This is a genomic window from Stenotrophomonas sp. TWI602, assembly GCF_039674045.1.
GTDB lineage: Bacteria > Pseudomonadota > Gammaproteobacteria > Xanthomonadales > Xanthomonadaceae > Stenotrophomonas.
On sequence record NZ_JBDJMT010000007.1, the window covers coordinates 31,417 to 56,380 of the forward strand.

The following is a 24,964-nucleotide window of genomic DNA, read 5'->3' on the forward strand; positions in this document are numbered from 1 at the left end:
CGTTGGTCGTGATGCGGGTGCTTGCCCAACCATCGGCCGTTGCCCCTGCCGGGCGCAGCGGCTAAGGTCTCGGGCTGTTCTGACGTACCGGATGTGCCCATGTCTTCACGCAAACCCCTCACCGCCGCGCTGGCGCTTGGCCTGACCCTCGCTGCCGGCGCCCATGCCGACGAAGGCATGTGGATGCCGACCCAGCTGCCGGACCTGGCCAAACCGCTGAAGGCGGCCGGCTTCAAGGGCAACCCGGGCGACCTGGCCAACGTCACCGCGCCGCCGCTGAGTGCGGTGGTGCGTGCCGGTGGCGGGACCGGTTCGTTCGTCTCCGACGACGGCCTGCTGCTGACCAACCACCATGTGGCCATGGGCGTGATCCAGTACAACACCTCGCCCGAGCACAACCTGATCAACGACGGCTTCATCGCCAAGGGCCGCAGCGATGAGCGCGCGGCCAATCCGGATTTCCGCGTGCTGGTCACGGTCGGGTTCGACAAGGTCACCGATGAAGTGCTGCGCGATGCGCGCGGCAAGACCGGACGGGCGTATTTCGATGCGGTCGACCGCGCCAGCAAGCAGCTGGTGGCCGACTGTGAGAAAGAAGGCAACATCCGCTGCAGCGTGGCGGACATGTACTACGGCACCGATTTCTATCGCATCCGCCAGCTTGAGCTGAGCGATGTGCGCCTGGTCTACGCGCCGCCGCGCGCGATTGGCAATTATGGCGATGAGATCGACAACTTCATGTGGCCGCGCCACACCGGTGATTTCACCCTGCTGCGTGCCTACGTGGGCAAGGACGGCAAGCCCGCGCCGTACAGCGTGGACAACGTGCCGTACCACCCGCCGGCGCACCTGAAGATGGCGATCGACGGCCCGAAGACCGGCGACTACGCGATGCTGGCCGGTTACCCGGGCATCACCTACCGCCATCGCACCGCCGCGGAATTCGCCGGCCAGATCGATGCCGTGCTGCCACGCCGCGTGGCGGTGTTCCAGCAGATGATCGACACCATCGAAGCGGCCAGTGCGAAGGATGCGCAGGCACGCACCCGTTACGCCTCGCAGCTGCAGTCGCTGAAGAACAACCGCAAGCGCGCCGCTGGCGAGCTGGAAGGCCTGCTGCGCAGCGATGCCAAGGCGCAGCGTGCCGCCGATGAGGCAGCGATGCTGCAGGCCACCGACGCGACGTACCGGGGCGACATCCAGTCCCTGCTGAGCTCGCTGTCCAGCGGCGCATCAGTGGGCGAGCGCGATCTGCTGCTCGATCTGCTCGCGGCGCAGAGCCAGCTGCTGCGCTCGGCACTGACCCTGGAGCGCCTGCGCATCGAATCGGCCAAGCCCGATGCCGAGCGTGACACGGGCTACCAGCAGCGCGATCTGGCCTTGATCGAGGGCGTGCTCAAGCAGGTCCAGCGCCGCTACGATCCGGCCATCGAAAAAGCGCTGTTGACCACGCTGCTGACCCGCTACCAGCAGCTGCCCGACGCGCAGCGCGTGCCCGCGTTCGACGCGGCCTTCGGCCGCACCCCGGCCGCGCTGGCCAAGACCCTGGATACGCTGTACGCCACCACGCGCCTGGGCGACGAAGCCGAGCGGCTGTCGCGCTTTGCCGCGGCGAAAGAGGGCAAGGCGCTGGCACGCGATCCGCTGATCGATCTGGCCGGCCCGCTGGTCGCCGCGCAACTGCGCCTGGATGACGAGCGCAAGACCCGCGAAGGCGAGCAGCTGCGCCTGCGCCCGGCGTACATGCAGGCGCTGTTCGCCTGGCGTGCCAAGCAGGGCCGCGCGGTCTACCCGGATGCGAACCGTACCCTGCGCATCAGCTACGGCAAGGTCGAGGCGCTGTCGCCGCGCGATGCGGTGCATTTCGACCCGGTGACCACTGTGGCCGGCATCGTCGAGAAGAACACCAACGCCTACCCGTTCGATGCGCCCAAGCCGCTGCTGGACGCGATCGCCAAGGGTGATTTCGGCTCCACCGCCGATCCGGTGCTGAAGACCCAGACGGTCAACTTCCTGACCAACCTGGACACCACCGGCGGCAACTCCGGTTCGCCGGTGCTCAACGCACAGGGCGAACTGATCGGCCTGAACTTCGACAGCAATTGGGAGTCGGTCAGCGCCAGCTGGTGGTTCGATCCGCGCTTCAAGCGCGCGGTGCACGTGGACATGCGCTACCTGCGCTGGCTGCTGGCCAAGGTCTACCCGGCACCCGAACTGCTGAAGGAAATGGGCGTTCCGGCCGAATAAGGCACGGCGGCCCGCCCTGGAACGCCACGACCAACGGTCGTGGCCTACACTGCGGGCTGCTCTCACGGAAGCACCCGCGTGGTCTCCAGCTGGATCCTGCTGTTGGTGTCAGTGGCCTATGCCGCGCTGCTGTTCGGCGTGGCGTGGTGGGGTGACCGTCGCCCGATGTACCCGGATCGACCGTGGTTGCGCCCGGTGGTCTACAGCCTGGCGCTGGCGGTGTACTGCTCGTCATGGACGTTCTACGGTGCGGTCGGCACGGCGGTGCGCAATGGCATCGGCTACCTGCCGATCTACCTGGGGCCCCTGCTGCTGTGGGTGTTCGGCTGGCGGATCATCGAGCGCCTGGCGCTGATCGCACGCAGCCAGAACGTGGTCTCCATCGCCGATTTCATCTCCTCGCGGTTCGGCCGCTCGCGCCGCCTGGCCGCACTGGTGGCGGTGATCGCGTTGATCGGCATCGTGCCGTACCTGGCCCTGCAGTACAAAGCCGTCGCGATGAGCCTGCAGGTGCTGACCGGCAACGTCGGCCCGACTGGCTTCTTCACGGATCCCGCGTTGTACGTGGCGTTGCTGATGGCGCTGTTCGCCACGCTGTTCGGTACCCGCCAGGTGGATGCCACCGAGCACCACCACGGCATGATGCTGGCGATCGCGCTGGAATCGATGATCAAGCTGATCGCGATGGTCGCGCTGGGCCTGTTCGCCTACCTGTGGCTCAACGACCGCACCGATGCGGTGATCGAGTCGGCGCATACGCTGTTCACCGGCTTGCCACCGGTCGGGTTCATTTCCCAGACGCTGCTGAGTTTCCTGGCCATCATCTGCCTGCCGCGCCAGTTCCATGTGGCGGTGGTCGAGTGTGGCGATGTGCGTGATATCCGCCGCGCGCGCTGGATGTTCGGGGCCTACCTGGTGATCATCTCGGCGATGGTGATTCCGATCGCCACCGCCGGCGTGACCCTGTTCGGCACCGGTGGCAGCGTCGCCGACGACAGCATGGTGCTGGCCCTGCCGCTCGCCGAAGGCCGCAAGTTCCTGGCGCTGGTCGCCTATGTCGGCGGCTTCTCGGCCGCGACCGGCATGGTCATCGTGGCCTCCATCGCGCTGGCGACCATGGTCAGCAACGATCTGGTGATGCCGGTCCTGCTGCGCCGCAGTGGCGATCATCAAGAGGCGGCGGATGTCGCTTCGCGCGTGTTGTGGATTCGCCGCACCGCGATCCTGCTGCTGGCGCTGGTGGCCTACAGCTATTACCGCGGCAGCAGCAACGACAGTACCCTGGCTTCCTACGGCCTGATGGCCTTCGCCGCAGTCGCGCAGTTCGCCCCGGGGCTGATCGGCGGGCTGTACTGGCGCGGCGCCAGCCGCCGCGGCGTCGAAGTCGGCATGCTGCTCGGCTTCGGCACCTGGGTATACACGCTGCTGTTGCCGGCGCTGACCCAGGCCGGCTGGATGTCGTCGGCCTGGCTGGTGCAGGGCCCGTTCGGGATCGGCTGGCTGCAGCCGCAGCACCTGTTCGGCATGAGCGGCTGGGACCCGCTGACGCACGGCACGTTCTGGTCGCTGCTGGTCAATGTCGCGGCGATGGTGCTGGTCTCGGTGCGCTGGCGCCCGGGCGTGGATGAACGCCTGCGTGCGGCGCCGTTCCTGGATCCCTACGCGCAGCGCCCATCGGTGGCCGGTGCATGGCCGGGCAACGTGCATGTCGGTGACCTGTTGGCGCTGGCCTCGCGCGTGGTGGGCGACCGTCATGCCCGTCGATCGTTCTTCGAGCAGGCGCAGTCCATGGACCGCGAGCTGCAGGCCTCCGCGCCGGCGGACCGTGCCTGGGTGCAGTTCACCGAGCGCCTGCTGGCGGCCTCGATCGGCGCGGCGTCGGCCCGCCTGCTGCTGACCAGTCTGCTGCGCGGTTCGGGCATGGACCTGGGCGAAGTGGTGGCGGTGCTCGACGAGGCAGGCCAGGAACTGCGCTTCAACCGCGAGATTCTCTCCACCACCCTGGAGAACATCAGCGCGGGGGTCAGCGTGGTCGATCCGGACATGCGCCTGACCGCCTGGAACCGCCGCTACCAGCAGATGTTCGGGTACCCCGACGGGATGCTCTACGTGGGCCGGCCGGTCGCCGACCTGATCCGCTACAACGCCGAGCGCGGTGAGCTCGGCGAGGGTGACATCGAGCTGCAGATCAACCGCCGCATCGGCTACATGCGAGCCGGCTCGCCGCACATCTTCGAGCGCACCCGCAGCGACGGCAAGGTGATCGAGATGCGCGGGCAGGCGCTGCCCGGCGGTGGCTACGTCACCAGTTACAACGACATCACCGACTACAAGCACGCCGAGCGCGCGCTGCTGGAAGCCAACGAAACGCTGGAGCAGCGCGTGGCCGAGCGCTCGCATGAAGCCGAAGTGGCCCAGCAGTCCAAGACGCGCTTCCTGGCCGCGATCAGCCACGACGTGCTGCAGCCGCTCAATGCTGCCCGTCTGTTCGCTTCAGCGCTGCGTGAGAGCCACCACAACAACGAAGAGCAACGGCATCTGGCCGAGCGCGTGGATGCCTCGTTGCGTGCAGCCGAGGAACTGCTGGATGGCCTGCTGGATGTCTCCCGTCTGGATGCCGGTGGCCTGCATCCGGTGATCGGCGATTTCGATGTCAGCCTGCTGATGCGCGAGCTGGCGGCGCAGTACTCGCCCGTCGCAGCCGGCCGTGGGTTGCGCATGGATCTGTTCGCGCGGCCGGCCTGGGTGCGCAGCGATCGCCGCCTGCTGCGCCGCGTGCTGCAGAACTTCCTGGCCAATGCGCTGCGCTACACGCGCCAGGGCCGCATCGTGCTGGCGGTGCGCCATCGCGGGCCGGAAGTGGAACTGCAGGTATGGGATACCGGCCCGGGCATTCCCGAACACCACATGCAGCAGATCTTCGATGAGTTCCATCGCTACCAGCAGCCGTTCGACTGGGGCGAGCAGGGCCTGGGGCTGGGCCTGTCGATCTGCCAGCGTATCTCGCGCCTGCTCGATCACCGCCTCAACGCCCGCAGCCGGGTCGGCAGCGGCAGCATGTTCTCGATCCTGCTGCCCCTCGTGGCGGCCCCGGCCTTGCCGACCGCAGAAGCACCGCCGGCACCGAGCCCGGTCACCCGCGCCGATTCCCTGGCCGGCATGCGCGTGCTGTGCGTGGATAACGATCAGGAAATCCTGGATGGCATGCGGGCGCTGCTGGGCCGTTGGCAGGTGCAGGTGATCACCGCCAGCACCGTCGACCAGGCACTGGAGAAAGTGGTCGAACGGCCGGACGTGATGTTGGTGGATTACCACCTGCATGACCGCCTGGACGGGCTGGATACCTTGGTGGCGCTGGGCCAGAAGGCCGGGCGTGCGATTCCGGGGGCGCTGCTCACCGCCGACGGCCGCGACGAGCTCAAGCGGATGGCGCGTGACCGCGGCTATCGGTTGTTGACCAAACCGATCAAGCCGGCCTCCCTGCGGGCCTTCCTGGCCGCCTTCCACGACACCCGCGGCGATCTCTAGCCGTGGGGCGGGCGTGACCGCCGGTCAGGCCACGGCGCCGCTGAGATGTTCGTACAGGATGGTCGAGCCGATGATGATCAGGATCAGGCCGCCGATGATCTCGGCGCGCTTGCCGACCATGCCGCCCAGCACGCGGCCGAGCATGATGCCGGCGGTCACCATCGTGAGCGTGCACAGGCCGATGATCAGCGCCATCACACCGATATGCACGTCGAGGAAGGCCAGGCCGATGCCGACTGCCATCGCATCGATGCTGGTGGCGAAGCCGGTCATTGCCAGGCGCCAGAAGCCATGGTGCTTGCTGGTGTCTTCCTCGTCGCCGCCCTCGTCGGGGCGCAGGCCGTTGATGATCATGTGCACGCCCAGCGCACCGAGCAGGCCGAACGCGATCCAGTGATCGAAGGCCTCCACATACGCCAGCGCAGCGCGGCCGAGCAGCCAGCCGATCACCGGCGTGATGCCTTCGATGACACCGAAAATCAGGCCGGCGCGCAAGGCGTCGGAAAAGCGTGGCTTGCGCATGGCCGCGCCCTTGCCGATGGCAGCAGCGAAGGCATCGGTGGACATGGCAAAGCCGATCAGCAGGATCGAAATGGGGGACATTGGGATACGCGACAGGTCGGGCGAGAGCGAGCAACGGACCGCGGACGCGCCCAACCTGTCGTTGCGCACGCGGACCGCTGGTCTCGCCAACCAAGATGGTTGCCCGCACCACGGCGCACTGGCCGAGTATGTTGATACGGGCGATTCCTTCAGCAGGAATCCGGCTACTCCCCAAGGGGACGCGAAGCTTAGCACCGGGCCCGCGGCGTGGAGCGTTTGCCGCGAATTGCGCAGGTCACGCTGGAATTCATAGCTCCGGCTATAACGCCTACTCTTCTTCCGGCGGCAACACGATCTGTTCGTCGTCGATGGCCAGCTTGCCGGCCATCAGCACCGCCTGGGTGCGGTTGGTGACACCGAGCTTGCGCAGGATCGCGGTGACGTGGGCTTTGATCGTCGCTTCGGAGACATTGAGGTCGTAGGCGATCTGCTTGTTGAGGCGGCCGGCGCCGAGCATCTGCAATACCCGGAACTGCTGCGGGGTCAGCTCGCGCAGGCGCTGGCCGATCTCGCGTTCCTCGCGCCCGGTCTGGGGCACGTTGTGCGCTTCCGGCGGTGCCCAGGTCTCACCATCCAGGATGGTGCCCAGTGCATGGCCGATCGTGTCCGAATCGGCGGATTTGGGGATGAAGCCGAAGGCGCCATGGTCGAGCGCGCGGCGCATCACCGTCGGCTCTTCGCGTGCGGACACCACCACCACCGGCAGCTGCGGGTGCAGGGCACGCATATGCACGAGCGCGTTGAAGCCCTGCGCACCGGGCATGTTGAGGTCCATCAGGACCAGGTCGGCGTCGGTGTGCTGGTCGGCCAGCTGGTACAGCGCTTCCACGCTGTCCGCTTCGTACAGCTGCACGCCGGGGATGACGCGTTGCACGGCCCCGCGAAGGGCTTCGCGGAACAGCGGATGGTCATCGGCAATCAGGAGGGTCGTCATGGTGGGGGCCATGTTGCGGAGGCGTGCAGCGACGCAACGAAAAGGTCTATCGAGATGACAGCCCCCTGAGTCAGGGGGCGGCCGCGAAGCGGCGGGGTGTGGGTGCTGGTGAGGCGGGGCCCACGATCCGCTTGCGGATCGTGGGAGCGACAGCGCGAAGGCGATGACGCGGCCCCATCCTGCGCCTGCACGGTGAAGGGTTACTTCACTTCACTTTGCGTTCTTCCACCAGCGAGGCCACGACCGACGGATCGGCCAGGGTCGAGGTGTCGCCGAGCTGGTCCGGGGCGTTCTCGGCGATCTTGCGCAGGATGCGGCGCATGATCTTGCCCGAGCGCGTCTTGGGCAGGCCCGGTGCCCACTGCAGATGGTCGGGCGCGGCGATCGGACCGATCTCCTTGCGCACCCAGGCCACCAGCTCCTTGTGCAGTGCATCGCTCGGCGTCTCGTCGGCGATCAGGGTCACGTAGGCATAGATGCCCTGGCCCTTGATGTCGTGCGGGAAGCCGACCACGGCCGCTTCGGCCACCTTCGGGTGCGAGACCAGCGCGCTTTCCACCTCGGCGGTGCCGATGCGGTGGCCGGAAACGTTGATCACATCGTCCACGCGGCCGGTGATCCAGTAGTAGCCATCCTCGTCACGACGGCAGCCGTCGCCGGTGAAGTAGCTGCCCGGGTAGGTGCGGAAGTAGGTATCGATGAAGCGCTGATGGTCGCCGTAGACGGTGCGCATCTGGCCCGGCCACGAATCGCGGATGATCAGGTTGCCTTCGGTGGCCCCCTCCTGGATCTCGCCATCGGCATTGACCAGCGCCGGCTGCACGCCGAAGAAGGGCAGGGTGGCCGAGCCCGGCTTGAGATCGACCGCGCCCGGCAGCGGGGAAATCAGGATGCCGCCGGTTTCGGTCTGCCACCAGGTATCCACGATCGGGCAGCGACTGTCGCCGACCACTTCGTAGTACCAGCGCCACGCTTCCGGATTGATCGGCTCGCCGACACTGCCGAGCAGGCGCAGCGAACTGCGCGAGGTACGCTTGACCGGTGCATCGCCTTCGCGCATCAACGCGCGGATCGCGGTGGGGGCGGTGTAGAAGATGGTGACCTGGTGCTTGTCGATCACTTCCCAGAACCGCGAGGTGTTCGGGAAGTTCGGCACGCCTTCGAACATCACCGAGGTCGCGCCATTGGCCAGCGGACCGTACACGATGTAGCTGTGGCCGGTGACCCAGCCGACATCGGCGGTGCACCAGTAGATGTCGTCCTCGCGCAGGTCGAACACCGCTTCATGGGTGTAGGCCGCGTACAGCAGGTAACCGCCGGTGGTGTGCAGCACGCCCTTGGGCTTGCCGGTGGAGCCGGAGGTGTAGAGGATGAACAGCGGATCCTCGGCGTTCATGCGCTCGGGCTCGCACTGCGTCGGCTGCGGATCCACCACGTCGTGGAACCAGCGGTCGCGCGGGGCCTGCATGTCCACCGCGCCGCCGGTGTGGCGGACCACCAGCACCGTTTCCACGGTGGTGGTGCCGGGCAGCTTCAGCGCCGCATCGACGTTGGCCTTGAGCGGAATCTTCTTGCCACCGCGCAGACCTTCGTCGGCGGTGATGATCAGCTTGCTGCCGCAGTCGATGACGCGGTCGGCGATCGAGTTCGGGGCAAAGCCGCCGAACACCACCGAGTGGATCGCACCGATACGCGCGCAGGCCAGCATGGCCACCGCGGCGTCGACGATCATCGGCAGGTAGATGGTGACCCGGTCGCCCTTCTTGACGCCGAGGTTGCGCAGCGCGTTGCCGAGGCGGCAGGTGCGCTCATACAGCTCGCGATAGGTGACACCCTGGGACGGTGCATCGGGGCTGTCCGGTTCGAACAGCAGGGCGATCTTGTCGCCGCGTTTGTCGAGCTGGCGATCCAGGCAGTTGACGCTGGCGTTGAGTTCGCCGTCTTCGAACCACTTGATGCGGAAATCGTCGAGCTGGTAGCTGACGTTCTTGATGCGGGTCGGTTTCTTGAACCAGTCCAGGCGCTCGGCGGCCTTGCCCCAGAAGGCATCCGGATGCTCCACCGATTCGCGGTAGAGCTGCTGGTACGTGTTCTTGTCGATCCGCGATGCCGCGGCGAACGCGGCGTCGACGGGGTAAAGATCAGCCATGGCACCCTCACTTGCACGTTGACTTGGGGTTGTGCGGTCGCAACATAAGTGGCGACCTCTCCCCCTCAGTTTGCCGCATCCACCCGTCTGCGCGGTATCGGGGTGGTTAGACCATGGTCGAACGCCGACCACCCCGATATGACATGGCCGTTGACCCCGGTAGCCCACGACCGCTGGTCGTGAGGCTCACGGCCATTCGCCCCGGTAGCCCACGACCGTTGGTCGTGAGGCACACGGCCGTTCGCCCCGGTAGCTCACGACCGTTGGTCGTGAGGCTCACGGCCATTCGCCCCGGTAGCTCACGACCGTTGGTCGTGAGGCACTGCGTACCGACCAACGGTCGGTACCTACACGGTGCCTTCGGCACCTGCCGGCCGCCTGCCGGCGCCCGGGTCGTACTCGCCCCGCTGGGGCGAGTACGACTAATGGCCAATAGCTTCGGTGCGTCAACCCGCCGCACCCTCGGCTCGACCGTGCCCCATGCGCGGCATCACCTTGCCACCCGGGAGAGAGGGCAACATGAGCCACCGTTTGCTGAGGACGACACGCCGGCCGTTGGCCGCCGCCATGTTCGTCGCATTGATCGCGCCAGGCATGGCGTTCGCCGAAACCGCAAAAGAGAAAGCACTGGAAGCCCGCGTCGTGGAACTGGAGCGCCAGGTCCAGCTGCTGCTGAACAACCAGCAGCAACAGCAGGTCCAGATCAGCCAGGCCCAGACCGATGTCACCGCGGTGCGCACCGTGCAGGCGCAGCAACCGGTGGCGGCCACCGTGCCGGCCGGCAAGCAGCCGATCCAGGTCACCACCATCACCCCGGGCGCCGCGCCGGGGACCACGGTCAAGATCGGCGGCTTCATCAAGGCCGATTTCCTCGCCACCCAGACCGGCGACGGTCAGCTGGCCGACGATGCCACCGGTCGCGCGCTGTACCTGCCGGGCCAGACCCCGGTGGCCGGTGCCGGCGGCAGCGGCAAGCGTTCGGACGTGGACTACAACGCCCACGCCAAGTTCTCGCGCTTCAATCTTGGCATCGACAATGTCAGCGAGGCCGGCAACAAGTCCGGTGCGTTCTTCGAGATGGACTTCTTCGGCAACTCACTGGGCAACCAGACCGCGACCAATACCTACGGTGCGACCCTGCGTCACGCCTACATGTACTGGAACAACTGGATGGCCGGCCAGACCTGGTCGAACTTCATGGACGCCGCGTCGCTGCCGGAAGCGGCGGACTTCGTCGGCCCGACCGATGGTGTGATCTTCGTGCGCCAGGCACAGATCCGCTACACCCAGGGCGGCTTCAGCGTCGCGCTGGAAAACCCGGAAACCACGCTGCTCACCGGCACCCGCAACCCGGTCACCGGCGCGTGGACCAACGTGGCCAGCAACTCCGATCGCGGCGCGCTGCCGGATCTGACCCTGCGTTATGGCTGGAAGGGTGACTGGGGCACCTTCGGCGTGGGCGGCGTGGTCCGTCAGCTGAAGGTCGACAACCAGACCACCGGCGCCGATGTGGACAAGATCGCCGGCGGCCTGACCCTGGGCGGCAAGTGGGTGATGGGCCCGACCGATACGCTGCACTACCAGGTCACCGGCGGTGAAGGCATCGCGCGCTACATCGGCCTGGGCGTCACCGCCGATACCGCGTATGACATCGCCCGCGACGAACTCAACCCGACCGGCGTGCTGGCCGGCTACGTCGGCTGGCGCCACGCCTTCACTCCGAAGCTGCGCACCAACCTGATCTATGCGCGCAGCGATTACGACAACGACGGCAGCCTCGGCCCGCTGGTCACCAAGAGCGTGCAGAGCATCCGCGGCAACGTGTTCTATACGCCGATGCCCAAGGTCGATGTCGGCGCCGAGCTGATGTACGGCGTGCGCGAGATCGAGGATGGCCGCAAGGGCGATATCAGCCGCCTGCAGTTCACCACGAAGTACAGCTTCTAAAAGAAAAAACGATTGCCGGTGAACAGCCGGCACAACACCACGATTGCTTCGGAGGGGAAGCGTCCCATGTCAACAACACCTGCACCGGCGAAAGCCCAACTTACCCAGGGACACAAGAAGGTCATCTTCGCGTCCAGCCTGGGTACCGTCTTCGAGTGGTACGACTTCTTCCTGTACGGCTCGCTCGCCGCGATCATTGCCAAGCAGTTCTTCAGCGGTGTCAATGAAACCACCGGCATGATCTTCGCCCTGCTGGCGTTCGCGGCCGGCTTCTTCGTGCGCCCGTTCGGCGCGGCCTTCTTCGGCAGCCTCGGCGACCGTATCGGCCGCAAGTACACCTTCCTGGTCACGATCCTGATCATGGGCATCTCGACCTTCCTGGTCGGCGTGCTGCCCAACTACGCCTCGATCGGCTTCGCCGCCCCGGTGATCCTGATCATCCTGCGTCTGGCCCAGGGCCTGGCGATGGGTGGCGAATACGGTGGCGCGGCAACCTACGTCGCCGAGCATGCACCGGCCGACAAGCGTGGCCTGTACACCAGCTTCATCCAGTGCACCGCGACGCTCGGCCTGTTCATGTCGCTGCTGATCATCCTGGCCTGCCGCTACTTCCTGGGCAATGAAGCGTTCGAAGCCTGGGGCTGGCGTATTCCGTTCCTGGTCTCGATCGTGCTGCTGGGCATTTCGGTGTGGATCCGCCTGCAGCTGAGCGAATCCCCGCTGTTCCAGCAGATGAAGGCCGAAGGCAAGGGCTCCAAGACCCCGTTCCGTGACAGCCTCAAGGACGGCAACCTCAAGCTGATGCTGCTGGTCCTGCTCGGCGCCGCAGCCGGCCAGGCCGTGGTGTGGTACGGCGGCCAGTTCTACGCGCTGTTCTTCCTGAGCAGCATGCTCAAGGTCGACGCCACCACCTCCTACCTGCTGATCGCCGCAGCGCTGGCGCTGGGCGTGCCGTTCTTCATCTTCTTCGGCTGGCTGTCCGACCGTATCGGCCGCAAGAAGATCATCCTGGCCGGCTGTCTGTTGGCCGCCATCACCTACATCCCGATCTTCAAGGGCCTGACCCACTTCGCCAACCCGGCCATCGAAGAAGCCCGCACCAACTCGCCGGCGCTGGTCAATGCCGACCCGAACACCTGCTCGTTCCAGTTCGATCCGGTCGGCCTGCGCAAGTTCACCAGCTCCTGCGACGTGGCCACCGCGGCCCTGACCAAAGCCGGTGTGCCCTATGAAGTGAAGCCGGCACCGGCCGGTACACTGGCGACGGTCAACGTCGGGGCCACCGCCGTGACCTCCTACGAGGCTGCAGGCCTGACCAAGGAAGAACTCAAGGCCAAGGGCGATGCCTTCGGCGGAGAGCTCAAGGGTGCGTTGGGTGCCGCCGGTTACCCGGCCAAGGCTGACAATGCGCGCATCAACATCCCCGGCACGATCTTCATGCTGTGGCTGCTGGTGCTGTACGTGACGATGGTCTACGGCCCGATCGCCGCCTACCTGGTCGAGCTGTTCCCGACGCGTATCCGCTACACCTCGATGTCGCTGCCGTACCACATCGGCAACGGCTGGTTCGGTGGCTTCCTGCCGGCGATTTCCTTCGCGCTGGTGGCCGGTACCGGCAACCTCTACTACGGCCTGTGGTACCCGATCATCATCGCGTTGATGACGGTCGTGGTCGGCGGCCTGTTCCTGCATGAAACCAAGGATGTGGACATCACCAAGTAACGGTGCGCCACACGGTATGACCAAGGGGCCGCGATGCGAATCGCGGCCCTTTTTTGTGTCCTGGGTAGTGCCGGCCGCTGGCCGGCTCCCGATCAATCGACGGGCACGCGTGCGAGCCTGCCGGCCAGCGGCCGGCACTACCCTGACCCGCGCTCACGCTGCGTCCCGCTATAGTCGGCCCATGAGCGATGCCCACACCGATCCCGCCGCGCTTCCCGCGATCCTGCAGACCCTGCGTACCGCCTGGCAGGCCAACCGCCCGACGCTGGAACAGCGCCGCGACGACCTGCAGCGCCTGCGCGCCGCCCTCAAGGCACGTCTGCCGGACATGGCCGCGGCGATCTCGGCCGATTTCGGCCACCGCTCCACCCACGAATCACTGATCGCCGATGGCATGACCGTGCTCGGCGACATCGACCACCTGTGCGGCCATCTGCGCGGCTGGATGCGGCCGCGCCGGGTCGGTGTCGGCTGGCGGTTCTGGCCGGCGCGCGCACAGACCCGCCCGGTGCCGCTGGGCGTGGTCGGGGTGATCTCGCCTTGGAACTACCCGGTCAACCTGGCGCTGATTCCGCTGGCCACCGCGATCGCCGCCGGCAACCACGTGATCCTCAAGCCGTCCGAGCACACGCCCCGCACCAGCGCATTCCTGTACTCGCTGTTGGCTGACGTGTTCCCTTCCGATCGCGTGGCGGTCGTGCAGGGCGATGGAAACCTCGCCAGCGCCCTGGCCGGCTCGCCGCTGGACCATCTGGTGTTCACCGGCTCCACCACCGTCGGCCGCAAGGTCATGGCGGCCGCCGCCGAGCACCTGACCCCGCTCACGCTGGAGCTGGGCGGCAAATCCCCGGCCATTGTCTGCAGCGACTACCCGCTGGAGAAGGCCGCCGCGCGCCTGGCCACCGGCAAGTTCTTCAATGCCGGCCAGACCTGCATCGCGCCGGACTACGTGCTGATCGACGGCCATCGCCAGCGCGAGCTGGTGCAGCAGCTGCAGACCCAGGTGCAGGCGCGCTACGGCGATTTCAGTGACACCGCCGATTACACCCGGATCATCCACGACGGCCAGTACCAGCGCCTGCGTGGCTATCTCGATGAAGCCCGCGCGCGGGGCGTGCCGGTGATCGAACTGGCGACGGTCGATCCCGAGCGTGCGCAGCGCGAGCGGCTGATCGTGCCGACCATCGTGCTCGATCCGCCGGCGGACCTGGCGCTGATGCGCGAAGAGATCTTCGGTCCGATCCTGCCGGTCTGCGCGTATCCGGATCTGGATGCCGCCATCGCAGAGGTGCAGTCCCGTGACCGCCCGTTGGCGCTGTACGTTTTCAGTCACGAACGTGCGCAGGTGGAACGGGTGCTGGTGCAGGTCGTGGCCGGCGGCGTCACCGTCAACGACACCCTGCTGCATTTCGCGGTCAATGGCCTGCCGTTCGGCGGGGTCGGCCCGAGTGGCATGGGCGCGTACCACGCGCGCGCCGGTTTCGATGCGATGAGCAAGCAGCTGCCGATCCTGTGGCAGTCACGTTGGGCGGCCAGCGATCTGCTCAAGCCGCCGTATTCGAAGATCGCCGGGATGTTGAAGGCGATGGTGCGGTGAGGGCCGCCGGCATGGACGCCCGCTACAGACGCCTGAGCGCGGCCAGGAACGCGTCGGGATCCTCCGGGGATACCAGCAGCGTGTAACCGGCCGTCGTCGGCAGGATCACCACCTTCGCTGGATCGGTCACTGCTGCGAATGCCTTCCCCTTGCCGGTGCGGAACCACCCCAATGAAAGGCCTGGCATGCCGATGCCATGGGTGCGTAGACCCAACGCAGTGTCATCGCTGCCGGGCAGCCGCCGTCGTGCACCGGCATGATCGATCTGTGCCATCGGAACTGAAACGGAATACGCGCCGCCGCCGACGGTCAGGGTCGTGGCGTCCGCGGTCAGTCGGATCGCGCTGAGTTGCCAGACGCCAAGCAGGCCGATGATGACGGCCAGAGAGGTGGCGCCGAGCGCGGCCAACCGGGACATTCTGTCCTTCCCGAGGAAGTAGACCGCCATGCCGACCAACAGCAGCGGGACGACCCCGATCAGCAGCACCGCAGCGAGTGTCTTGTAATTCAACGCGTGGATCGCGAATTCAGTGGGCATGGGGCGTCGGAGCTCCTGCAGGTATAGGCGGTAGTCACGGGGCGACATGTCGAGAATCTTCCTCCAGTCGACAGCGATGCAAGTGGGGAAGCTCCTCGCTTTCATGTGCGAAAGCACCTACAGAACTCCGAGTCATCGGCAACAATTGCAGCGTGATATCCCCTTGCCCACTGGACAATGTGTTGCGCCGCTGGCCCCGGCGCCTCCGCTGGCGAGTGGCGCTGCGGATCAATCACGTCATGTGGCGCAAAGCACCCTCAACGCCCCGGCTGCGACGATGGGCCTTCGTGGAACCACGCATAGGCCGCAGCTTCAAGATCGCCTTCCTTGGCAATCACCGAACCGTCCTCGTCCAGCAGGGTGTAGTGGCGCTGGTCGCCGCCCAGCGCGGCGCTGCCATCCAACCCGAGCAGCAGGGTGTAGAGGGTGTCGGTGGTGAAGACGTCGAGCATCTCCCGCAACAGCTGGGTCTGCTCGGACGACAGGTCCATCGCGGCAATCCTTGCTGCGCACGCCGTGCCTGGGGTCCATGCCATGGCGAGCAGGTTCGCTTTCTCCGCGTACCATTTTGCTACGAAGGCATCTGCGTTCATGGGATATCTGCGCTAGCGGGGGTGGGCCAGAGCCTAGCGGGAGACGCAGGCGTGCGGCAAAAATCTGCGTGCCCGGATGCGAGAGGCTGCCGGCCAGCGGCCGGCACTACCGGCTCCACCGACCAACGGTCGGTGGCTACCGGTAGAATGGCGCGCATGAAAATCGCCTCCTGGAACGTCAACTCGCTCAACGTGCGCCTGCCGCACCTGGAACAATGGCTCACGGCGTTCGCGCCGGACGTGGTCGGCATCCAGGAAACCAAGATGGAGGACCACAAGTTCCCCGACGCGGTGCTGGCCGGGCTGGGCTACCGCAGCGTGTTTGCCGGGCAGAAGACCTACAACGGCGTCGCGCTGCTCTCGCGGGAACCGGCGCAGGACGTGCAGATCGGCATCCCCGGCTTCGAGGATGAGCAGAAGCGCGCCATCGCCGGCACCGTCAACGGCGTGCGCATCATCAACCTGTACGTGGTCAACGGCCAGGACGTGGGCACCGACAAGTACGCCTACAAGCTGCGCTGGCTGGAGGCCGTGCATGCCTGGGTCGAAGCCGAGCTGGCGAAGTACCCGGAGCTGGTGGTGATGGGTGACTTCAACATCGCGCCCGATGCCCGCGACGTGCACGACCCGCTGGTCTGGAACGAGAACCACATCCTGACCTCCACCGCCGAGCGCGGCGCCCTGAACAAGCTGCTGCAGCTCGGCCTGCACGATGCCTTCCGCCTGCACAGCGAGGAAGAGGGCGTGTTCAGCTGGTGGGACTACCGGGCGGCCGGCTTCCGGCGCAACCTGGGCCTGCGCATCGACCTGACCCTGGTCTCCGACGCGCTCAAGGCGCGCGCGCTGGCCTCGGGCATCGACCGTGAGCCGCGCACCTGGGAGCGCCCCAGCGACCATGCCCCGGCCTGGGTGCAGTTGGGCTGACCGCGGAAACAACAAGGCCCGGCAGTGCCGGGCCTTGTCGATCAAACCTTGTACGTGCGTTCGTTACCGCACGTTCCTGCGCGTAAACAGATTCACGATCGCGAGCAGGATCACTGCGCCGATCAACGAGAACAGGAACGTGCGGATGGTGATCGCTTCATTGATGCCACCGCCGAACAGCCAACCGGCCAGCAATGCGCCGACGATGCCGACCACGATGTTGAGGATGATGCCTTGCTGCGCGTCCCGCTTCATGATGATGCTGGCAAGCCAGCCCACGATGCCGCCGACGATCAACCAGATGATGATGCCCATAACGTTGACTCCCTCTGTGCGGTTGCAACCCCTGCAGTGGACGGCACACCCTGTGAAATCGTCGTGCAGCCGCGATGGCGGAGCCGTGGCATGACCCTGCCGGCGACGCTGGACGGCCCTTGGCGCTTCGGCCCGGTCACGGTCTGGCGCCTGCCGCATGTGCCGGGCACCCGGGGCGAGCCCCAGGCCCGGGTGCTGCTGGCCGAGCAGCTGGGCGGGGCGCCGGAGGACGTGCCGTTGCAGCGCGACCCGCGCGGCCGGCCAGAGCTGCATGGCCCGTTGGCGCATATCGGGACCGGCTGGAGCCACAGCCATGGGCAGCTGCTGGTCGCCCTCGGTGAAGGCGTCCGCCTCGGCGTGGACCTGGAGCCGCTGCGCCCGAGGCCACGGATGCTGGACATCGTGCAGCGCTTCTTCCACCCGGCCGAGATCGCCTGGCTGGAATCGCTGGACGAGAACGCCCGCAACCATTGGTTCTTCCGCGTGTGGTGCGCCAAGGAAGCGCTGTTGAAGGCGCAGGGGCAGGGCATCTCCTTCGGTCTGCACCGGCTGCAGCTCGCGCCCGGCATCGACGGTGGCCTGCATCTGGCCTGGTGCGATCCGGAACTGGGGCCGGCCGAGCGCTGGCACCTGCATGAGTGGCAGGCAGCCGATGATTTCCGGGCGGCGCTGGCCTGGCATGCGATGTGAGATGGGGCGCCGACCAACGGTCGGCTCTACCGACCTGCGATAATGGTGCCATGACAGAACACACCCTCCCCGCTGGCGTGGCCGACGCGCTTGAGCGCGGCCTGGCCGCCATGCAGCTGGACGCCGCGCTGGCACCGCCGCTGCTGACCTACCTGACCCTGCTCGACCGCTGGAACCGGACGTACAACCTGACGGCCATCCGCGATCCGCTGGAGATGGTGACCCGCCATCTGCTCGATTCGCTGGCGATGCAGCCGTTCCTGGAGACCGGCAACCTTGCCGATCTGGGCACCGGCCCCGGGCTGCCGGGCATCCCGCTGGCCATCGCACGCCCGCAGCTGCAGGTGACCCTGGTCGAAAGCAATGGCAAGAAGGCCCGCTTCATGCGCGAGGCCGTGCGCCAGCTGGGCCTGGGCAACGCCCGCGTAGCCGAGTCGCGCGCCGAGGCGCTGGCCGAACCGGCCGCCTATGACCATCTGACCGCGCGCGCGATGGACACCCTGGCCGGGATCATCCGGGTCGGTGGGCACCTGTTGCGCCCGGGCGGCCGCCTGCTGGCGATGAAAGGCGTGTACCCGCACGACGAGATCGCGCAGCTGCCGGCCGGTTGGTCGGTCGAACAGGTGCTGCCGTTGAGCGTCCCTGGATTGACCGGCGAGCGCCATCTGGTGGTGGTCACCGGCCCGTGAGCCGGTGACTCCCGCGCCCGCATCGCCCGCCCCAGCGTCGTCCCGGCGCCCTCCCGCGGTGGCCCCACGCGGCGCCATCGGCATGCCCGTGGGCGTCGCTGCGGTATTGCGGCGCGTGCCTTCCGCGCATCTCACAGTGCATGACACGCCCCATATACGCATAATGACCAGTCCCACTCCCTGCCGATGAGGCTCACCCGCATGGCCCGCATCATCGCCATCGCCAACCAGAAAGGTGGCGTCGGCAAGACCACGACAGCCGTCAATCTGGCCGCCTCCCTGGCTGCTGCACCCAAGCGCGTGCTTCTTGTCGACCTCGATTCCCAAGGCAATGCGACCATGGGCAGCGGCGTGGACAAGCGTGAAGTCGCCGCGTCCACCTGTGATCTGCTGCTGGGCGAAAGCACTGCGGCCGAGGTCCGGGTCAAGACCCCGGAAGGCTTCGACCTGCTCCCGGGCAACATCGACCTGACCGCCGCCGAGATCCAGCTGATGGACCAGAGCGAGCGCGAGCAGCGCCTCAAGCGCGCGCTGGCCCCTATCCGCGACGAATACGACTACATCCTGATCGACTGCCCGCCGGCGCTGTCGCTGCTGACGCTCAACGCACTGGCCGCCGCCGATTCGGTGATCGTGCCGATGCAGTGCGAGTACTACGCGCTGGAAGGCCTGAGCGCGCTGGTGGAAACCATCGAAGCACTGCGTGCCAACCTCAATCCCGCGCTGGAGATCGAGGGCGTGCTGCGGACCATGTTCGATGTGCGCAACAACCTGGCCAATGCCGTGTCGGCCGAGCTGACCGAGCACTTCGGCGAGCAGGTGTTCCGCACCATCGTGCCGCGCAACGTGCGCCTGGCCGAGGCACCCAGCCATGGCCAGAGCATCGTCGGGTACGACCGTGCCTCGCGCGGTGGCGTTGCCTATCTCGGCCTGGCCGGCGAGATCATCCGTCGCAACAACCAACGCAAGAAGGCCGACAAGGCCATGGAGACCGCCTGATGAGCACCAAGCCTGCCCTCGGCAAGAAACGCGGCCTCGGCCGCGGCCTCGACGCGCTGTTGGGGCCCAAGGGGGCGGTGACACAGGTGCAGGCGGCGGCCGTGGTCGAACCGCTGCCGGGCGAACGCCTGCGCAAGCTGCCGGTCGGCCATCTGCAGCCGGGCAAGTACCAGCCGCGCCGCGACATGGACGAGACCAAGCTTGCCGAGCTGGCCGAGTCGATCAAGGCGCAGGGCGTGATCCAGCCGATCCTGGTCCGCCAGCTGGGCCCGGACAGTTTCGAGATCGTGGCCGGCGAACGCCGTTGGCGCGCTTCGCAGCTGGCCGGCCTGGACGAAGTGCCGGTGGTGGTGCGCGAGCTGGAAGACCGCACCGTCATCGCGATGGCGCTGATCGAGAACATCCAGCGCGAAGACCTCAACCCGCTTGAGGAAGCCGAAGCGCTGCAGCGGCTGATCAGCGAGTTCGCCCTGACCCATGCCGAGGCCGCCCAGGCCGTTGGCCGCTCGCGTGCGGCGGTGTCCAACCTGCTGCGCCTGCTGGAGCTGCCGATCGCGATCCGCCTGCTGCTGGAAACCCGCCGGCTGGAAATGGGCCATGCCCGCGCGCTGCTCACCCTGGCGCCGGAACTGGCCAGCAAGCTGGCCCAGGAAGCGGCCGACCAGGGCTGGTCGGTGCGCGAAGTGGAACACCGCGCGCAGCAGTTCGCTGCTGGCAAAGTGCCCGGCGCGCTGCGCAAGAAGCCCACCGCCGCCGCGCCGCAGGCCGATATCGCGTCGCTGGAAACCGAGTTGTCCGAGTCGCTGGGCGCCCGCGTGGCGATTGCCCATGGCCGTGGCGGCAAGGGCAAGCTGATCATCCATTACACCGACCTGGACACGCTGGATGGCGTGCTCGACCGACTTCGCGCACAGAAGGGCTGAGTCCCCCGCAGGCGTCAGAGGATTTCCCCCAACCAATGAACCCCACCAAGGTCGACCGCAACCATCTGTTGCGTCTGACCGACCTGCCGAATGTCGGGCCGGCCTGTGAGAAAGATCTCCGTCTGATCGGCATCCGCGTGCCAGCGCATCTGCGCGGCCGCGATGCCTACGACATGTACGCGCAGCTGTGTCTGCGCACCGGGGTGATGCACGACCCCTGTGTGATCGATGTATTTCTGTCGGTGCTGCGTTTCATGCAGGGCGAAGCGCCGCGACCGTGGTGGGATTTCAGCAAGGAACGCAAGGCCACCCTGGCCAAGGAAGCGCCGCTCAGCCTCTGGTGAAGCGGACCATCGGGACGTGTGCAACGCCACGCGGGCGTCCCGGGAAAGCACTGTATTGATACGTGGCAAGTATGACGGACGGACCCCATGACGATTCTCGTGACCGGCGCAGCCGGTTTCATCGGTGCCAACACCTGCAAGGCCCTGCTCGCGCGCGGTGAGCGCGTCGTCGGCCTGGACAACTACAACGACTACTACGATCCGCAGATCAAGCGCGATCGCGTGGCCGCGCTGTGCCCGGACGCCGACATCCGCGTGCTCGACCTGACCGACCGCGACGGCCTGGCCGCGCTGTTCGACGAGGTCCAGCCGACCCGGGTCATCCATCTGGCCGCACAGGCCGGCGTGCGTTACTCGCTGGAGAACCCGCATGCCTACGTCGACAGCAACCTGACCGGCTTCGTCAACATGCTGGAGCTGTGCCGCCATCGCGGCGTGGCCCATCTGGTGTATGCCTCGAGCAGCTCGGTGTACGGCGATTCGGCGACCCCGCCGTTCTCCGAAGACCAGCGCATCGACAAGCCGCGCTCGCTGTACGCCGCGACCAAGGCCGCCAACGAGCTGATGGCCTACACCTACGCCCAGCTGTTCGGCCTGCATGCCACCGGCCTGCGCTTCTTCACCGTGTATGGCCCGTGGGGCCGCCCGGACATGGCACCGCTGCTGTTCTCGCGCGCGGTGCTGGCCGGCCGCCCGATCGACGTGTTCAACGACGGAAAAATGCAGCGCGACTTCACACATGTCTCCGACATCGTGGACGGTATCCTCGGCGCGCTGGCGCATCCGTCCAGCGAGGTCGTTCCGCATCGCGTCTTCAATCTCGGCAATCACACGCCGATCGAGCTGGAGCACTTCATCGGTGTCATCGAGGCCGCCGCCGGACGTCCAGCGCAGAAGGTCTACAAGCCGATGCAGCCGGGCGACATGGTCCGCACCATGGCCGATACCACGCGGGCGCATGACGCGTTCGGCTACGCGCCGGCCATGCCGATCGAGCGCGGTCTGCCGCCGGTGGTGGCCTGGTGCCGCGATTATTTCGGTGCTCACGCCTGACACACGCGGACCCATTCATCTTCGGATAACCTCGGGTGCGGAAAATGCGCGCTCTTTTTCGATCCTGGCCATTCGCAGAGTCCGACCATGAGCCAACCCCAGTTGTCGGTCGTCGTCCCGGTCTTCAATGAACGCGACAACGTCACGCCCCTGATCCACGAGATCACCACCGCGCTGCGCGGACGGATCGAGTTCGAAATCGTCTATGTCGACGACCATTCGCGCGACGACACCCTGGCGGTGCTGCAGGCCCTGAAGGCCACCACCTCGGAACTGCGGGTGCTGCACCATGTCACCCAGAGCGGGCAGAGCACCGCGGTGCGCAACGGCGTCAAGCACGCGCGCGCGCCGTGGATCGCCACCCTGGACGGTGACGGCCAGAACGATCCGGCCGACATCCCCGGGCTGCTCGCCGCGCGCGCTGCCGCCGCCAGCGAGGTAAAGCTGTTCGCTGGGTGGCGCGTCAATCGCCAGGATTCGGGCAGCAAGCGCTGGGCCAGCAAGTGGGCCAACGCGATCCGCGCGCGCATGCTGCGCGACGACACGCCCGATACCGGCTGCGGCATCAAGCTGTTCGAGCGTGCCGCGTTCATGGACCTGCCGTATTTCGACCACATGCACCGCTACCTGCCGGCGCTGATGCAGCGTGCCGGCTGGAAGACCATCAGCGTGCCGGTCAATCATCGGCATCGCACCGCGGGCGTATCCAAGTACAACAACCTCGGCCGCGCCCTGGTCGGCATCCGCGACCTGCGCGGGGTCGCCTGGCTGATCACGCGCAGCAAGCGCACCGCCGTGGAAGAACGCTGATGGAACTGCACTGGCTCGACCAGCCGTTGACCTGGCTGTACTGGACCGGCCTGCACGTCACCGGCTGGAAGCTGATCGGCTACACCGGCGCACTGATGTTCGGCGGGCGCTGGCTGGTCCAGTTCGTGGCCTCGCGCCGCGCCGGCAAGCCGGTGATCCCGCGCCTGTTCTGGTACATGAGCGTGGTCGGCAGCCTGATGACGCTGAGCTACTTCCTGTTCTCGGCCAAGCAGGACTCGGTGGGCGTGCTGCAGAACCTGTTTCCGGCCTTCACCGCGTTGTACAGCCTGAAGCTGGATATCGCGCACCGTGGTTGGAAGCGGGACAAGGCGGCGCATTGAGGGCGTGCCCACCGACCCACGGTCGCTGGCTACCTCGCGCCTTCGGCGCTGGGGTCCCAGCCTGCGGCCGGTCCCCGGTCCTGCCCGCGACGCGGGCAGGACCTTTGATCCATGCGCGGCCCCTTCGCCGGGTGCCATGATCGGGGTTTGCCGTCCCTCGGGAACCCTTGACCGTGAAATCACCGCTCGTTGCTGCGCTGCTGCTCGCCCTGGCCCTTCCCGCCGGCACTGCCCTGGCTGCGCCTCCGGCCGCCCCGGCTGCCGCCCCGGCCAGCCTGGCCACTGAAAGCCCTGCCGACGCGCAGTTCCGTGCCATCTACGAGAAGGAATGGGCCTGGCGCGAAGCCGGCGGCGGTGAGGCCAGCGAAGACGGTGACGGCCCGGCCAACGCCACCCGCATGCCCGATGTCGGCGCCGCCGCGCAGCAGGGCCGGTTGAAGGTCTGGGACGACGTCCTGGCGCAGCTGGACAAGGTCGACACCCAGGCACTCTCGGCCGAGAACCGCATCAACTACGCGATCTACCGCGACCAGGTGTTCAACCTGGCTGCCGATGTCCGCCTGCGCGCCTACGAAATGCCGTTCAACGCGGACTCCTCGTTCTGGTCCAACCTGTCCTTCATGGCCCGGCGCGAGATGAAGACCGTGCAGGACTATCGCAACTACATCGCGCGTCTGAACGATGTGCCGCGCTACTTCGAGCAGCAGACCGAGAACATGCGTGCCGGCCTCAAGCGCGGCTTCAGCGTGCCGCGTGCAGTGCTCGATGGCCGCGAGGTCTCGATCGCCACCGTGTCCGAACTGAAGGACCCGACCCAGTCGCCGCTGTACGCGCCGTTCAAGAAGCTGCCGGCCAGCATCCCGGCCGCCGAGCAGGCGCAGCTGCAGGAACAGGCCCGCCAGGCCATCGGCGGCAGCGTGGTGCCGGCGTTCGGCAAGTTGCGCACCTTCTTCGTCAGCGAGTACGTCCCGCAGGCGCGCACCACCCTGGCCGCCGAGGCGATGCCGGGCGGCAAGGCGTACTACAAGCAGCAGATCCACGAATACACCACGCTGGACCTGACCCCGCAGCAGATCCACGAGATCGGCCTGAAGGAAGTCGCACGTATCCAGGCCGAGATGAACGGCATCATCCAGCAGGTCGAGTTCAAGGGCAGCTTCGCCGAGTTCTTGACCTTCCTGCGTACCGATCCGCAGTTCTACGCCAAGACCCCGGATGAGCTGCTGCATCGTGCGGCGTGGATCTCCAAGCGCGTGGATGGCGTGATCGGCAAGTACATGACGCTGCCGCGTGCGCGCTTCACCATCGTGCCGGTGCCGCCGGACATCGCCCCGTTCTGGACCGCCGGCCGCGGTGGCATGGGCACCTACTGGCTCAACACCTACAACCTGCCGGCGCGGCCGCTGTACAACCTTCCCGCGCTGACCCTGCACGAGTCCGATCCGGGCCATGCCCTGCAGGGCGCGCTGGCGGCAGAGCAGGGTGAGCAGCCCGCGTTCCGCCGCAACAACTACATCTCCGCCTACGGCGAAGGCTGGGGCCTGTACTGCGAGAAGCTCGGCGTGGAGATGGGCATCTACGAAACCCCGTACGAGGATTTCGGCCGCCTGACCTACGAGATGTGGCGTGCCGCGCGCCTGGTGATCGATACCGGCGTACACCACAAGGGCTGGACCCGCGAGCAGGCGCTGTCCTACCTGCGCGACCACACCGCGCTGAGCGAGCACGAAGTGACCACCGAAGTGGATCGCTACATTTCCTGGCCGGGCCAGGCGCTGAGCTACAAGCTCGGAGAGATCGCGATCGTGCGCCTGCGCGCGCAGGCCGAGCAGGAGCTGGGCGACCGCTTCGACGTCAAGGCCTTCCACGACGCGGTGCTCAGCCAGGGCTCGGTGCCGTTGCCGGTCCTGGAGGAACAGATCCAGGCCTTCATCGCCCAGCGCAAGGCTGCGGCCAGCTGAGGTGCGCGGGGCCGGCCATCGCGCCGGCCCCGGCCAACGTGAACCAAGCGGCCGGGC

General features: G+C 66.9%; 21 protein-coding genes. 15 read left to right on the forward strand and 6 right to left on the reverse strand.

All coding sequences use genetic code 11. The annotated features are described in order from the left end of the window. Nucleotides 1–99 precede the first annotated feature (99 nt). A complete protein-coding gene (locus ABE483_RS09320) occupies nucleotides 100–2,247 on the forward strand; it encodes a S46 family peptidase (protein WP_346481566.1) in 2,148 nt (715 codons plus the stop codon). Nucleotides 2,248–2,325: 78 nt separating this feature from the next. Further along, nucleotides 2,326–5,775, forward strand: a complete 3,450-nt coding sequence (locus ABE483_RS09325; RefSeq protein WP_152152054.1) for a PAS domain-containing hybrid sensor histidine kinase/response regulator — start codon at nucleotides 2,326–2,328, stop codon at nucleotides 5,773–5,775. A gap of 24 nt (nucleotides 5,776–5,799) precedes the next feature. On the opposite strand, the gene ABE483_RS09330 is transcribed toward ABE483_RS09325, so the two are convergent. The 3 genes from ABE483_RS09330 to acs all read right to left on the reverse strand — a co-directional run bounded on the left by ABE483_RS09330 (nucleotide 5,800) and on the right by acs (nucleotide 9,461). After that, on the reverse strand, nucleotides 5,800–6,378 hold the full coding sequence (locus tag ABE483_RS09330) for a manganese efflux pump MntP family protein (RefSeq protein WP_313211923.1): 579 nt from the start codon (nucleotides 6,376–6,378) through the stop codon (nucleotides 5,800–5,802). Nucleotides 6,379–6,646: 268 nt separating this feature from the next. Then, nucleotides 6,647–7,312, reverse strand: coding sequence for a response regulator transcription factor (locus tag ABE483_RS09335; protein ID WP_121040978.1), 666 nt, complete (start codon nucleotides 7,310–7,312; stop codon nucleotides 6,647–6,649). 205 nt (nucleotides 7,313–7,517) lie between these two features. Further along, nucleotides 7,518–9,461: an acetate--CoA ligase gene (acs, locus tag ABE483_RS09340; protein ID WP_346481567.1), complete on the reverse strand. Its 1,944-nt coding sequence runs from the start codon at nucleotides 9,459–9,461 to the stop codon at nucleotides 7,518–7,520. 519 nt (nucleotides 9,462–9,980) lie between these two features. Here acs and ABE483_RS09345 point away from each other — a divergent pair. The 3 genes from ABE483_RS09345 to ABE483_RS09355 all read left to right on the forward strand — a co-directional run bounded on the left by ABE483_RS09345 (nucleotide 9,981) and on the right by ABE483_RS09355 (nucleotide 14,727). Continuing rightward, nucleotides 9,981–11,408 carry a DcaP family trimeric outer membrane transporter gene (locus ABE483_RS09345; RefSeq protein ID WP_346481568.1) on the forward strand — a complete coding sequence of 476 codons (1,428 nt, stop codon included), beginning with the start codon at nucleotides 9,981–9,983 and terminating at the stop codon, nucleotides 11,406–11,408. Nucleotides 11,409–11,474: 66 nt separating this feature from the next. Beyond that, nucleotides 11,475–13,130 carry an MFS transporter gene (locus tag ABE483_RS09350; protein ID WP_346481569.1) on the forward strand — a complete coding sequence of 552 codons (1,656 nt, stop codon included), beginning with the start codon at nucleotides 11,475–11,477 and terminating at the stop codon, nucleotides 13,128–13,130. Between the two features lie 181 nt (nucleotides 13,131–13,311). Beyond that, nucleotides 13,312–14,727, forward strand: a complete 1,416-nt coding sequence (locus ABE483_RS09355) for a coniferyl aldehyde dehydrogenase (protein WP_346481570.1) — start codon at nucleotides 13,312–13,314, stop codon at nucleotides 14,725–14,727. A gap of 22 nt (nucleotides 14,728–14,749) precedes the next feature. Here ABE483_RS09355 and ABE483_RS09360 read toward each other — a convergent pair whose 3' ends face one another. Both ABE483_RS09360 and ABE483_RS09365 read right to left on the reverse strand, forming a co-directional pair. Then, entirely contained in the window at nucleotides 14,750–15,265 is a 516-nt protein-coding gene (locus tag ABE483_RS09360; RefSeq protein ID WP_346481571.1) for a PH domain-containing protein, read from the reverse strand. A 257-nt stretch (nucleotides 15,266–15,522) separates the two neighbouring features. After that, the gene (locus ABE483_RS09365) at nucleotides 15,523–15,756 is read right to left on the reverse strand and encodes a hypothetical protein (RefSeq protein WP_346464282.1); all 234 of its coding nucleotides are present in this window, start codon (nucleotides 15,754–15,756) and stop codon (nucleotides 15,523–15,525) included. 258 nt (nucleotides 15,757–16,014) lie between these two features. Here ABE483_RS09365 and xth point away from each other — a divergent pair, with 258 nt between their 5' ends. After that, nucleotides 16,015–16,782: an exodeoxyribonuclease III gene (gene xth, locus ABE483_RS09370; protein ID WP_313211915.1), complete on the forward strand. Its 768-nt coding sequence runs from the start codon at nucleotides 16,015–16,017 to the stop codon at nucleotides 16,780–16,782. 63 nt (nucleotides 16,783–16,845) lie between these two features. Here xth and ABE483_RS09375 read toward each other — a convergent pair whose 3' ends face one another. Further along, nucleotides 16,846–17,097, reverse strand: coding sequence for a GlsB/YeaQ/YmgE family stress response membrane protein (locus ABE483_RS09375; protein ID WP_123729793.1), 252 nt, complete (start codon nucleotides 17,095–17,097; stop codon nucleotides 16,846–16,848). 90 nt (nucleotides 17,098–17,187) lie between these two features. Between ABE483_RS09375 and ABE483_RS09380 the strand changes: the two genes are divergently transcribed. The 9 genes from ABE483_RS09380 (at nucleotide 17,188) to ABE483_RS09420 (ending at nucleotide 24,907) form a co-directional block, all read left to right on the forward strand. Further along, the gene (locus tag ABE483_RS09380; protein ID WP_346464281.1) at nucleotides 17,188–17,787 is read left to right on the forward strand and encodes a 4'-phosphopantetheinyl transferase superfamily protein; all 600 of its coding nucleotides are present in this window, start codon (nucleotides 17,188–17,190) and stop codon (nucleotides 17,785–17,787) included. Between the two features lie 50 nt (nucleotides 17,788–17,837). Further along, a complete protein-coding gene (gene rsmG / locus ABE483_RS09385; protein ID WP_346481572.1) occupies nucleotides 17,838–18,476 on the forward strand; it encodes a 16S rRNA (guanine(527)-N(7))-methyltransferase RsmG in 639 nt (212 codons plus the stop codon). Between the two features lie 201 nt (nucleotides 18,477–18,677). Next, nucleotides 18,678–19,475, forward strand: a complete 798-nt coding sequence (locus tag ABE483_RS09390; RefSeq protein WP_019185613.1) for a ParA family protein — start codon at nucleotides 18,678–18,680, stop codon at nucleotides 19,473–19,475. Continuing rightward, nucleotides 19,475–20,398, forward strand: a complete 924-nt coding sequence (locus tag ABE483_RS09395) for a ParB/RepB/Spo0J family partition protein (RefSeq protein ID WP_313211910.1) — start codon at nucleotides 19,475–19,477, stop codon at nucleotides 20,396–20,398. Before ABE483_RS09390 ends, ABE483_RS09395 begins: the two co-directional genes overlap by 1 nt. A gap of 35 nt (nucleotides 20,399–20,433) precedes the next feature. Continuing rightward, a complete protein-coding gene (locus tag ABE483_RS09400) occupies nucleotides 20,434–20,742 on the forward strand; it encodes a helix-hairpin-helix domain-containing protein (RefSeq protein ID WP_019185615.1) in 309 nt (102 codons plus the stop codon). A gap of 87 nt (nucleotides 20,743–20,829) precedes the next feature. Beyond that, nucleotides 20,830–21,795 carry an SDR family NAD(P)-dependent oxidoreductase gene (locus ABE483_RS09405; RefSeq protein ID WP_313211909.1) on the forward strand — a complete coding sequence of 322 codons (966 nt, stop codon included), beginning with the start codon at nucleotides 20,830–20,832 and terminating at the stop codon, nucleotides 21,793–21,795. 87 nt (nucleotides 21,796–21,882) lie between these two features. Beyond that, nucleotides 21,883–22,605 carry a glycosyltransferase family 2 protein gene (locus ABE483_RS09410; protein ID WP_313211908.1) on the forward strand — a complete coding sequence of 241 codons (723 nt, stop codon included), beginning with the start codon at nucleotides 21,883–21,885 and terminating at the stop codon, nucleotides 22,603–22,605. After that, on the forward strand, nucleotides 22,605–22,946 hold the full coding sequence (locus tag ABE483_RS09415; protein WP_088432293.1) for a lipid-A-disaccharide synthase N-terminal domain-containing protein: 342 nt from the start codon (nucleotides 22,605–22,607) through the stop codon (nucleotides 22,944–22,946). The genes ABE483_RS09410 and ABE483_RS09415 overlap by 1 nt, the downstream gene beginning before the upstream one ends. A 173-nt stretch (nucleotides 22,947–23,119) precedes the next feature. Next, nucleotides 23,120–24,907: a DUF885 family protein gene (locus tag ABE483_RS09420; protein WP_346481573.1), complete on the forward strand. Its 1,788-nt coding sequence runs from the start codon at nucleotides 23,120–23,122 to the stop codon at nucleotides 24,905–24,907. Nucleotides 24,908–24,964: the final 57 nt, after the last annotated feature.